The following is an 11,777-nucleotide window of genomic DNA, read 5'->3' as shown; positions in this document are numbered from 1 at the left end:
TTATTTACACGATGGATAAACATCACATACGCGACCATCCGGCATTTTTATGGGTTTGAAGTCGGAGGTATTGCCGTTACAAAACGCATCAAGGTCTTCAAAACTTCTACCTCTACAACGCTTCCAGCCGCCTGGTACGACTACCCAGTTATCACCAACAGCCGGTTCTTCCTTATCAATTACAGTCAGTGCAATCCTGAGTGTTTTCTCTGTTAACTGATCTCGATGCACAAACCTTGGCGATTGATCCGCTGCATCCAAAGAACCGCATGTAAGAATTTTCCTGATCGCGTGCTGCGGCCCTACAGTTCGAAACAACCACTGACACCGCCCGCGCAGTTCATGAACACCCGTTTCTGGCATTTCAGATATCTCAGCGGGCGAAGGATCTCGAATCGAGAAACCTGCAATATCTCCCCCAACATCCGTATCTCGTTTTCCCCACTTCGCATAAATATCAAACTCCACACTCCGCAAAACCGTAGGGCAACCTTCAATCACCTCAGTCAGCGGCAACTCAAAACTCACTCGCTCAGCCACAGGCTTGTAACGCGCAATAAAAATTTTCCGCTCCGGTCTCTTGCCTCGACGCCTCGGCAACGTACAGGTTTGTCTCGTCGCGGGACCGTAGTAGGCGGCGCCGATAAAGCGAAATTCTGCCGGTAAATCCACCTCCAATGTAAAGCTATCAACCGGCTTTCCCGCACATCCCGCCAGGCCCGCCATCCCCAGCACAATCAACACGCCAAACCATCTTTTACTCATCCCTTTTCCCCATCAACTTCCACTGCTCCAGCACCCGCTGAAAGTGATCCTCTGGTGCTTCTCCCACAATCGGTTGCCACCGTATAAAGCTGTTTCCCGTGGCCTCCTCCAACCTGCGCACCACCAAAAACTCCAGTTGCTCCGGCGCCCGCCATTGCCAGGCGCGCGCCTGCTCCAACACCTGGGTCAGCCAGACCCTCGGGTCCTGGAATTCCACCAGTGCCACCAGGTCTTCGCTGTGCTCGGCCAACAGATAACGCAGGATGTTGGCGTGCAGGATGGCTTCGGCATTCGGGTTTGGCGCGCTCAGCCAAGGGGCGGGGTCGGGCACCGGATACTCGTCGGGTGCCGGGTTGTCATCGCAATGCCAACTGTCGTCGTGCCAGTAACACACGCTGATCAATGGCCCGAGAAAGAGTGGGCAATGGTCCCGGTCGAGATAGGCCAGCGCGCGCGCAAGCGTGCGGTTATCGTGAAAGCGGTACAGCGAATGCTCGCCTGGCGCCCCCACCAGCAGCCGGTCGCGCCAGTGCCGAGCGACGGCGGCCAGGTCCTCGCTGGGCAGGCTGCCCAGCCAGCCCCAGTTCGTCTCGGGTTGGTGCAGGAGGTTGAGCAGCGCGGGCTCGTTCATCCGTTCCAGCAGCAGGATAACGGGGCCTTGCGCCGCCAATTTCGCGAGGGCGGTCTCGGCGTAGAGGTTGCGATACCCTGACACATCGCGCGCCGCGAGCAGCGGCTGAAGAGCTTCATGCTGCCCCTCAAGGATCAAGCACAGTCGCCGTCCCGCCTGCTGCTGTTGGTCCATCCATCGGCCTGGCATGTCCTGCATCAGGCGGCCCTCCCCGGCAGATCACACAAGCCTTCGCGGCAGCGTTCACACAACGGGCAGTAATCCGCCCCCAGTTGCCTGGCCAGGGTCATGATGCGGCCCTGGACTTCAGACATTTTTGGCATTTCGGCCACCATCGCCGCGTTGACCAACCCGGTCGCGGACGGAGCACCGCCAAGGGTAATGGGGCGACTGCTGAAGATGCCGCCCGCCTGGATGACCAGGTGCTCCCCTCCCGCCTTGAGACTCAGTTGTGCGCCGGCATCGATCACCAGGCTGGCGCCGGACTTGAGGTGAAGCTCCTGCCCGGCCTCGAAGACCAGTGTCCGCGCCACGTGGGTCCGGCTATCGCCTTGCACATTCAGGTAATCGTTGGCCTCGAGCACGACGTTGCGATCGCCGGTGACGTGGCGATGCTCCTCGCTGTGCAGATGAACCGTGCTGATGCCATGGATGGTTTCCCGCCGCTCTCCCGCCACTTCCAACCGGCTGTCATGGCCGACCTGCTGCTCCAGGTCCCGTTGCGCACGAAGGTAAATAAGCTCTTCGCCACGACGGTCTTCAAGGAACAGTTCGTTGGAGCCCTGCCCACCCAGGACGCTGCGGCTGCGCAAGACGCTGCGAGTCTTGTGCTGGGGCAAGGAATAGGCCGGCCGGTGCAGCGCATTCGGCAGGCAACCGTTGATCAACGGCCGGTCCGGATCCCCTTCCAGGAACGTCACCAGAACCTCCATGCCCACCCGCGGGATCATCATCGCGCCGAACCCGTCACCGGCCCACCCGGAGGCAACCCGGACCCAACAACTGCTTTTGTCGTCGGACGTGTCCAGGCGATCCCAGTGAAAGCGCACTTTTACCCGGCCGTAGGCATCGCAGTGCACGTCCTCGCCGGCCGGCCCGGTGACCGTTGCGGTCTGGCTGCCATTGATGGTCGGCTTGGAATGCTTGAGGGGCGGGCGGTGCACGGCTTGCCACGGCGTCGCGGTGAAGCGATTGCGATACCCCTGGAAGCCATCGGTCACAGGGGTCGCTTCTTCCAGCACCTGCGGTTGATAACCCTCATGACGTACCGAAGTGATCAGCCAAAGGTCGTTGCAGGACGGATCGGGATGGTCGCGCATTTCAAGGAAATGCCCACTGCGCAACGCGGGTTGATCACTCTTGCCCAACGCCCGGTGCCGGTCGCGTTGGTGGCGCTCCAGCCCACGACGCGCCAATTGCTTGCCTCGGGCGCGACCGGTGAAGCCTGCGGGGTAACGATAGTCTTCAAGAGGGCCTGTCGAAGCGGGACCCGCGCTGTCCTGCAACTGCAGCGAAGGATGTTCGAAGTCGTGATCGCGGCGCACCGTTCTTTGGCTACGGGTGGCCAGGCGCACCTCGAAACGCTGGATTACCGGTGTATCGGCTTGCAGCCCGCCGTCGGCACAATAGCGCTGCACGGGCAAACGGCGGAACACCGTCTGGTCGTCACCAAAGACCAACAGGTGCGCATCCGCGCTGTGACGAAAATGGTAATGGATGCCCTCCTCTTCACACAGGCGCTGGATGAAGTGCAGGTCGCTCTCGGCATATTGCACACAGAATGTACGCGGCGGATAAACCACAGGGCCAAGCTCGAAGCTATAGGCGTCCGCCAGGATGCCATGCTGCTCAAGGACCATGGCGATGATCTGTGGCACGCTGCGCTGCTGGAAAATCCGTTGGTCGCGCCGGTGCGCAAGATAGGCCAGACGCGGCGCCAGGGTCAGGTGGTAACGCGTGATGCGCTGGCCAGGATCTTCGCGGCCAACGGCATAAACCTGCCCGTGCAGGCCTTCGTTCATTTCGCCGAAATCCAGGTAGGCAGGTTGATGGAGCACGCTCTTCAGGTCCAGGGAAGGGTTTTCACTCATTACCTGCACGTGGATGAAAAACGGTTGATCGAGCAACTCGCTGCCGTTGAACGCCAACACGGGTAAGTCGATATTCATGTGTGGAAAAATTATATTGAAACGTGACGAAACAAACGCGTTAACCATCCGTTGTTACCCGCCGTTGATGAATGAACGTTCTGGCTTACTTCCCCTCGTCGAGACATCGAATAAGTCGCCGCAAAAAAGTGCCTGGACGCCCTGAAGCTTAGCGATTCCAGGCGAAAATCGGCCGCCTTAAAATAAAAAAGAAGTTTCGTACGCCTGAGCTGGAAGTGTCTGTTAAGAAATAAGCAAACACGTCAAAGAGCCACTTCTCAACAATTAAGAAATGCCCTACTTGTACTTTCACGGGACTGACTAACGGATAGAGAAACGGCTGACACCAGATCCCAGCGTCAGCCGGTAAGAACCCTCATGCCTGCCGTTGCGCAGTCCCAAACAGACTGACGCCCAGCAATGTTTTGCCTTGAGTGTGCAAGCGCACCGGCACAATGCCACCTGGCATCACCACGTCGACTTCGCCACTCTCGACCCAGCCTACACGCCAGGCTGCACACGCCACGGCGCTGGCGCTGGTCCCGGAAGAGGCAGTGGGTCCCTCGCCACGCTCGAACACCCGCGCGATGACTCGGTTGCCGGGCTGTCGCGCCGCCCATTGCAAGTTGACCCCAGCCACACAGGGCCGACCGCCGCCCGCCGGAGGGGCGAAGGCAATCGCCTTCAAGGGCTCGAACAGGCCAGGCTTCTGCATCTGTGCGTTATCCGGCAACGCGGATACCTGCTCGACCAGCGTCACGCAATGGGGATTGCCCACCCGCACAAACTGACTGGTGGCCCACCCTGGATTGATCGCCGCCAGTTCGCTCACTTGGCTCAGTTGCGTTTCGCCCAGGTACACCTGGGCAACCGCCTCGGCCCTCACCCTCCCGGGCCCGAACGTGGGTAACCCCAGTTCAAGCCAGAACCCCGCAACCTGTTCGCGAACTGCCGGCTCGACCTGTGTCGACACCGGGGACAGCGCATCCGACTTGTCGTGGTGCACCCGCAACTCACAGGCGCCGGTCATCAGGGCCTGGTCAGTGAGTGCCTGGGCGAAAATCGTCAGGCCATTGCCACTGCGCTCGGCCAGGGAGCCGTCGGTGTTGACGATCAGCAGGTCAAACGGCGGCTCGCACTGGAACGGCCCGACCAGCAGGCCGTCACAACGATGCGCCTTGGCGCCAGGCGGGCGTGGTGTCGAGCCCCAACCGCATTGCGCGGCGACGGCCGATTCCGCCCAATGGTGGCGAGTACTCGCGGCCAAGGCAGGGCTGCGGGGTACATCGATACCCTGATCTCTTAATGAGGTCGGGCTGACCACACCATAGATATTGCCTCTAGCGTCGTAGAACTGGGTCATGGCGCCGGTCGCCGGAAATTTTTCATCGTTGGGTTCACCCCGTTGCCTGCTGTACAAGCGACAGCGTATTACAGAACGTCCTAACGATGGGAGGCGATCTGGAAGGTGGTAATCCACCGCGAGAACCTAGGGGTTCAAAAGCCCTCACGAGGATTACGCACCTTCCAGATCGCCTCCCGCATACTCGATACCGCTTATGTGGTTGCCAACCCGTCTGACGTTCCAGGTTTGTAAAAATAAAATTCACAACCATCCGGAACCCCGAGGGAACCCTGCTCGCGCGTCAAGGCCTGATGTGCAACGATGTCGCGCCGGACACCGTTCATCGAACGCAAAACCAAGGATTTTTCATGACCGCCATCCCCCTTCCAGCGTCCGTGGTTCCCGGGCGGCTGGAGCAAATGTCGACCCGTATCGCTTTCTTCATTGCCGGCTTCGGCATCGCGGCCTGGGCGCCGTTGGTGCCCTATGCCAAGGCCCGCGCCCACCTGAGCGAAGGCACGCTGGGCCTGCTGTTGTTGTGCCTGGGTGTCGGCTCGATCATCGCCATGCCTGCGGCGGGCGCGCTGGCGTCGCGCTATGGCTGTAGACGCGTGTTGAGTGCCGGGACGATCCTGATCTGCCTGGCGTTGCCGATGCTGGCTACGGTCAGTTCGGTTCCGTTGTTGATGATCGGGTTGTTCCTGTTTGGCGCTGGCTTGGGCACCGTGGACTCCACCGTCAACCTGCAGGCGGTGATCGTCGAGCGGGCCAGCGGCAGGACCATGATGTCCGGCTTTCATGGGCTGTTCAGCCTGGGAGGGATTGTCGGTGCAGCGGGGGTCTCGGCATTGCTGGGACTGGGCCTGTCGCCTCTGCAGGCGACCCTGGCGGTGGTGGTCATTACACTGGTGGCGCTGCTCAAGGCCGCGCCGCACCTGTTGCCTTATGGCAGCGAGAGTTCCGGGCCAGCCTTTGCCATCCCCCACGGCGTGGTGCTGTTCATCGGCTGCCTGTGTTTTATCGTGTTCCTGGCCGAAGGTGCGGTGCTTGACTGGAGCGCGGTGTTCCTCAGCGCCGAGCGCGGTCTGGGCGAAGCTTACGCAGGCCTGGGTTACGCGGCATTTGCCTTGACCATGACGGTTGGGCGGTTGACCGGGGATGCCATCGTGCGCCGGCTGGGCGCCAGCCGGGTGATCGTGATCGGCGGCGCATTGGCCACCGCTGGTATGCTGCTGGCGACCTTGTCCCCGGCGTGGGAAACCGCCTTGCTCGGGTATGCGCTGGTGGGCGCGGGTTGTTCGAATATCGTACCGGTGCTGTACACCGCCGTCGGCAAGCAAACGGTCATGCCGGAACATATTGCGGTGCCGGCGATTACCACCCTGGGGTACGCCGGGATTCTGGCGGGGCCCGCCGTGATCGGGTTTATCGCCCATGGCAGCAGCCTCGGCACCGCCTTTGTGCTGATCGCGGTAATGCTGGCGGCAGTGGCAGTCAGCGGCAAGGTCCTCAAGGTATGACCTCAGCGCGCTTTGCGAGCCTCATCCTGCTCCAGCCAGCGATCGAGGCTCTTGTTGCTGAGATAGCCTTCATACGGAGGTGGACCAAACAATCGCGTGCCGTTGGCTTGTTCCAGCGAGCGTAACAAACCTGGCCGCTCGAGGATGTTCCTGGCGGTGTAGACGCAGAGTTCACTGTACCTGGGCCTGGGCATGCCGGTCTGGGGCTCCAGCACCGGGGCCCCCTGTGGATCAACGTCGTAGGGATCCTGCATCACCGCCTTGAGCGCGGCAACTTCGATGTACTGGTGCTGTTCGAAAAGAAATGTCCGGTCCCTGGTTTTATCCCGCAGTAGCGCAAAATGAAACTGCAGGGCCTGGACCACCCGCGCATTGCCCTGGGCATGGAACGGGTCCTGGCTGAATTCACTTGGCGAGCTGTTCCCCGACAACGCCGAAGCGCCAGCCTTGAGGCTGTCTCGGGTGATATCGCCAGTGCGGCTCATGATCACGTCGATCAACGGCGGGCGCTTGAGCATTTCGCTGACGATCTTGATGGCTTTATCCATCTCTTCGTGTTGGCCGGCAGGTTGAGCGGCGACCCGCTGCAAGGCCGACCACGTCAAGCTCCCTGCTTTGAGAAACGGATACAGCACACCGAAGTGCTTCTCCAACGCCTTCGCCAATTCGCTATCCGAGGACCTCGCACCCGGCTCAGGAAGACTCGTGCGGGCAACGGGGGCATTTTGCAACGCTCGATGGTTCGGCGCAGAAAGCGTTCTGCGCAATGATGGGGGCCTGCGGGAGAGCCCATCAGGGGGAACCGACCGGGTGTCATTCCAGGTTTGCGAAGGAACGGTCGGTGGTGGCGTAGCGGGCCGTACAGTCGCCTCATCCGGGACTGACGGCCGTACGGGCATTAATACACCCTCGAGCATAATGGGTCTCTCCAACTTTTCGAATACACGCGTGCCTGGAATTCGCTACCGAGGTAACCGAAAGCACCCAACGGGTTTCAGCCAGATCGGCCCCCTGATGTGTGGCTGGGTGGGCACGGCAGTTCCGGCTGACGGATGAATACCAGTGACAGCATGTAAAAAACGTTGGCGCCATGCAGGCACAACTCAGCGCTTATCCGCGCAACCAGGCGACCAGGCCAGGGATCCATCCAGCATGCCGCGATGCCTTGGAGCCACCCCCGCAAGGCCGCTCAGGGTCAGACAGGCCACGGAAAAAATCGTCCGCGACTGGCGCCTGGAATTTGCACTGGCCGGTGAAAGCCTTCATCCGTCGGGTTTCTGCTGCATGCGCATACGACGGGGCCAGAGGGGCGTTTAGAGTCTCGTCCCTTTCGGCTGCCGGACGAGTCATTTCGGCCCTATCGCAAGGCGCCCCCCGGCACCCAGATGAAGGGGATTGAAAGGAGGTTGAAGTCATCGGGCTAACCCTCATGCGGAATCTGAAAAGCGGCCGTTCGGCTCAAGGCCGTTGGGTCTGATCCACGTGATAAATGAGGCAATCCGTTGCAGGGATCATGTAAGGCAGGCGCCTCAACCCTGTATGGCGCCTGTGGGTTTTCAGCGAGACGTCGAATACAGTGCTTTCCAACTGATTCGGCCGTCATTGTCCGCTCCGGCGAAAGTGTCCAGCTTCGACACCAGGTCGCTGCGTTTGAGAACTTCCTGCGCCAGTTGGATCAGGTGATCCCTCGAAGAATCCCCCGTCAGCGAGCTCCCCGCCAACTTTTTAAGGTCTGCAATCCGCAGGTTCGAGCCCCACTTGTTGCCCTTCAACTCTTTGAAATGCTCGAGCATTTCCTGCGCCAGTTGCTTGTCGCTGCTGTACTTGAAGTAGTTGTCCCCGTTGATTATCGTGCTCAGCTTTTTCCGGTCGATCAGACCATCCAGCGCTCCTGTGGTGGGGTGCCGGTCGATGGCGTCAATCAGCTCCGGGCGCCGCAGCAACTCCCTGGCCAGTTTAATGTTGTTGTCCATGGCGGCGTTGCCGGACAGACCTCTATTGGCCATCGCATGAAGGCTGTCAACGCTCACAGAGCCTGGGTTGTTAGAGTCTTTGAAGGCCGCGAAGTTGGCGAGCAACTGCTGCGCCAACTGTTCATTATTTTTCTGTGAGTAGTGCTTGTCGGGCCCCCATGGCAGCGTCGGGAACGGGCGGCCGGGGGTGGGTGTAGGGCGCGCAGGCGCGCTGTTGCCCGGGTTTGGTCTTGGCGGTGGGCCGCTGCAGTCAGGGTTGGGCCTTGGCGGCGGGTTGCTACACCCAGGATGCGGGTGTGGCCGATGCCCGCCAAACCAATGCCCCAGCCAGTGCCTGGCTTGTTCCAGGAAACTGGGCAACACGGGCGCCTGTTGAGTCGCGTTTTGAGGTTGCACCGTTGCCGCGCTGCCGCCGAACACCGGCCCGGCCTGGTGATCGCGGGTGCTGAAATTGACGCTTGCACTCTGACCATTGAAGGAAGGCGCAGCAGGCGCCGAGCCGCTGGCACTCGCCTGAGGTTTGGCATGGTTTTGCGTGAGATCAGCCGTTGTTGAAGCAGAGAGGGATGAATCGAGGGTCGATACCGACATAAATTTCTCCAATAGGTTGAACATCACCTTCAGCCTGTTGCTCCTCAGGTGTGTCCATGTGTGGAGTTCATGTCGGAATCAGTTCCAGACAGCCAGAAAGTTGTGCCGTACAGCTGTAGGAACAAGCAAAAATCGCAGCCCGATCGGATTGCCGCTTTTCATCACAATGGCTCGGCCCGGTACGACCTGGGATGATATGACGCTGAAACTACAGTGCGCCGCCCACCTGCTTGAGACGGCTGAGTTTCTCGCGGCTGCCGCACACGCTCATCTGGCACCACTTGCGCTGCTTGTTCTTCGAAACGTCGAGGAACACCCAATCGCAGTCGGTGGCGCCGCAACTGCGCAACGCGTGCAGATCACCCGACACCAGCAATTGCGTAGCCTCTATGGCCAGGCGCCCCAACACCATGGCCGTCAGTTCCTGGGTGGTGGTACAAGGCTTCCACGCCCAGGCAGGCTTACCCTCAACGGAACGCAGCACGCGCCGCTCGACACCGTGCACAAACGCCTGGTTGATCTGCTGCAACGTCTCATCAGGCGCCCCGCCGCCTGACGACAACGGGTAAAACACCCGGTAAAGGCATTCCCGGAACGCAATGATGAGGTCCAGGTCGGGTTGGTAGGCGATCGATGACTCGAACACCATCGGCTGGTAGTCATCAAATTCCTGGGCAGAGATCAAGGACGCATGGCGTGCCCATTCAAAGAAGAACCGAAAGCTGGTGAGCCGTTCCTCTACCGCCTTGAGCGCGGTACCGGGACGACGGCCGTTGGTGGTATTGATAAAGTCCAATACCCGGGCCCCGCCAATCAGGCGGATCGATTTTGCGGTGCCCGTGAAATGTGTCATGTCTGCTCCCGGAAAAAACGCGGTCTCCCTGCGATGGCGCAGATTACCTTGTTTTTTCCCATGGCAGACAGCGCGTGCACGGCGCAAAGCCAGCGCAAAGACAGACGGCTAACTGTTAGCGTTGTTGTGCGCCAGCCACTCAAGAATGGTCTCGACCGACCGTTCCACTGAAAGCGCCTGGGTATTCAAGTGCACTTCTGGAAACACTGGTACGTCATAGTTGGCGTCAATACCGGTGAAGTGCTTGATCAGCCCTGCGCGGGCTTTTTTATACAGGCCCTTGGGGTCACGTTGCTCGGCGGTTTCCAACGGTGCGTCCACGTGCACTTCAACAAAGCACTCGTTGCCGATGATCGAACGCGCGTAGTGTCGGCTGGCGGACGAGGGTGAAATCAGCGCCACGATCACCAACAGCCCCGCCTCCAGCATCAACCGCGCAACTTCGGCCACGCGCCGGATATTCTCATCGCGGTCACCGTCGGTAAAACCCAAGTCGCGGCACAACCCGCCACGCACCGAGTCGCCATCGATAATCGCGGTCATCCGCCCCTGTTTGTGCAGGGCAACGTCCAGCGCATCGGCGATGGTCGACTTGCCGGACGCGGAAATACCGGTCAACCAGATGACCACGGGCTTTTGTGACATCCGCGAGTGTTCGGCGCGACCGTGACTGAAGGCGAACGCGTGCAGGTTCTGGCCCGCGCTGTCTGGAAAGTAGCTCATGGTTGCTCGCCCTCTTTGATCGAAACAGGCTGTTTGCCCAACAGGAACACCATCACGCATTGCACGAACAGCAACAGCGCAACCACCCAGTAGACTGTCGAGAACGAACCGGTCAGGTCCTTGGAGAATCCGCCCAGGAAGTTGCCGCACACCCCACCCAGGCCGATCAGCACATTGGCAATGCCGAAGGCCTGGGTCAGTCGGCTGACCGGCACGATTTGCCCGATGTAACTGGGGACCAGCCCGAAGATGGGGTAAAACGCCAAGGCAAACAGAAACGCCGCCAGATAGAACAAGGGCAGGCTGTTGAAGCCAAACACCAGGATGGCGGCCAGCCCCGCACTGAGGAAACACATCGCCAGCGACGCCCGCACGCCCACTTTGTCGGCGATCCAGCCCACCAGAAAGCCCGATACCATGCCCACGGCACCGATGGTGGTCCAGATAAACCCGGCGTCCCGCACCGACACGCCCAATTCATCGCGAAGGAACGGCGCCAGGTACGTCTGGAACGGCAGCAGCGCCATGCCATTGAGAAAGGCGATGGTCCAAGTCAGGTACAACGAGCGGCTGAGCCAGGGTTGCTGATTGTCGAACGTAGCGGCGCGCGCGTCGGAAAAGCCGGTGTCCTGGCTTGCCGCCAGGCTGCGCAACAGAAACCAGGCCACCACGCACAGGGCCACCGAGATCAGGCCGGCGGTAAGCCAGATCGAGCGCCAGCCGCCGTTCAAGGTCAGGAACGACACCAGCAAGCCGTTGATGAACACGCCATAGCTGGTGCCGCTGGAGATCAACCCCATGACCCGCGAACGATTGCCCGGGCTGAAGCCTTTGGTGACGATTTCCGCCAACGGGATGTACACCGAGGCGGAACAGCCGCCCAGCAGGATCAGCAACGCGCCCGACAACCAGATGCTGTGACTGACACTCAGGCCCAGCAGCGCCAGGGAGGTCAGCACCGTGGACACCAGGCTGATTTTCCAGCCCTCGAAATACCGGCTGATGTAGCTGGTCACCGAGGAAAACAGCAGGAAGCCAATCTGCGCACCGCCGGTGATCAGGCCCACCGTGGTGTAGTCGAACCCGATGTCGCGGCGCATGTCCACCACCAGGTTGGCGAACAGGTAAACGCCGAACCCGTAGGTGCTGGCCACGAAGCCTGTGAGGACCACCGCCAATACGACGCTGTCCAATGGGCGGGTGTTGCTTTGTACGAGTGTACTCATCGT

The 11,777-nt window shown here is 60.4% G+C and carries 10 protein-coding genes; 1 reads left to right on the top strand and 9 read right to left on the bottom strand.

Translation table 11 applies throughout. The annotated features are described in order from the left end of the window. From ACLH0H_RS22290 to ACLH0H_RS22275, 4 genes are all read right to left on the bottom strand, one after another. A complete protein-coding gene (locus ACLH0H_RS22290; protein WP_411379652.1) occupies positions 1-765 on the bottom strand; it encodes a hypothetical protein in 765 nt (254 codons plus the stop codon). Continuing rightward, the gene (locus tag ACLH0H_RS22285; protein ID WP_411379651.1) at positions 758-1,594 is read right to left on the bottom strand and encodes a DUF4123 domain-containing protein; all 837 of its coding nucleotides are present in this window, start codon (positions 1,592-1,594) and stop codon (positions 758-760) included. Before ACLH0H_RS22285 ends, ACLH0H_RS22290 begins: the two co-directional genes overlap by 8 nt. Then, positions 1,594-3,612, bottom strand: a complete 2,019-nt coding sequence (locus tag ACLH0H_RS22280; protein ID WP_411379650.1) for a type VI secretion system tip protein VgrG — start codon at positions 3,610-3,612, stop codon at positions 1,594-1,596. The genes ACLH0H_RS22285 and ACLH0H_RS22280 overlap by 1 nt, the downstream gene beginning before the upstream one ends. A 307-nt stretch (positions 3,613-3,919) precedes the next feature. Further along, positions 3,920-4,906 (bottom strand): diaminopimelate epimerase, encoded by a 987-nt coding sequence (locus ACLH0H_RS22275; RefSeq protein ID WP_411379649.1) that lies wholly within the window; start codon positions 4,904-4,906, stop codon positions 3,920-3,922. A gap of 350 nt (positions 4,907-5,256) precedes the next feature. Between ACLH0H_RS22275 and ACLH0H_RS22270 the strand changes: the two genes are divergently transcribed. Beyond that, positions 5,257-6,408, top strand: coding sequence for an MFS transporter (locus ACLH0H_RS22270; protein ID WP_411379648.1), 1,152 nt, complete (start codon positions 5,257-5,259; stop codon positions 6,406-6,408). A gap of 2 nt (positions 6,409-6,410) precedes the next feature. On the opposite strand, the gene ACLH0H_RS22265 is transcribed toward ACLH0H_RS22270, so the two are convergent. The 5 genes from ACLH0H_RS22265 to ACLH0H_RS22245 all read right to left on the bottom strand — a co-directional run bounded on the left by ACLH0H_RS22265 (position 6,411) and on the right by ACLH0H_RS22245 (position 11,774). Continuing rightward, positions 6,411-7,073, bottom strand: coding sequence for a type III secretion effector protein (locus ACLH0H_RS22265; protein ID WP_411379647.1), 663 nt, complete (start codon positions 7,071-7,073; stop codon positions 6,411-6,413). An 891-nt stretch (positions 7,074-7,964) separates the two neighbouring features. Continuing rightward, the gene (locus ACLH0H_RS22260; protein WP_411379646.1) at positions 7,965-8,996 is read right to left on the bottom strand and encodes a type III secretion effector protein; all 1,032 of its coding nucleotides are present in this window, start codon (positions 8,994-8,996) and stop codon (positions 7,965-7,967) included. A gap of 184 nt (positions 8,997-9,180) precedes the next feature. Further along, a complete protein-coding gene (locus ACLH0H_RS22255; protein WP_411379645.1) occupies positions 9,181-9,825 on the bottom strand; it encodes a CGNR zinc finger domain-containing protein in 645 nt (214 codons plus the stop codon). A 108-nt stretch (positions 9,826-9,933) separates the two neighbouring features. Beyond that, positions 9,934-10,548 (bottom strand): adenylyl-sulfate kinase, encoded by a 615-nt coding sequence (gene cysC, locus ACLH0H_RS22250; protein WP_411379644.1) that lies wholly within the window; start codon positions 10,546-10,548, stop codon positions 9,934-9,936. Beyond that, complete coding sequence (locus tag ACLH0H_RS22245; protein WP_411379643.1) at positions 10,545-11,774, bottom strand: MFS transporter; 1,230 nt, start codon at positions 11,772-11,774, stop codon at positions 10,545-10,547. Before ACLH0H_RS22245 ends, cysC begins: the two co-directional genes overlap by 4 nt. Between the last annotated feature and the right edge of the window lie 3 nt (positions 11,775-11,777).

It is taken from the genome of Pseudomonas sp. MPB26 (assembly GCF_046605355.1).
In the GTDB taxonomy this organism is placed as follows: Bacteria; Pseudomonadota; Gammaproteobacteria; order Pseudomonadales; family Pseudomonadaceae; genus Aquipseudomonas; species Aquipseudomonas cedrina.
The sequence above is the reverse complement of the archived record's forward strand: the minus strand, read 5'-3'. Positions and strand labels throughout refer to the sequence as shown.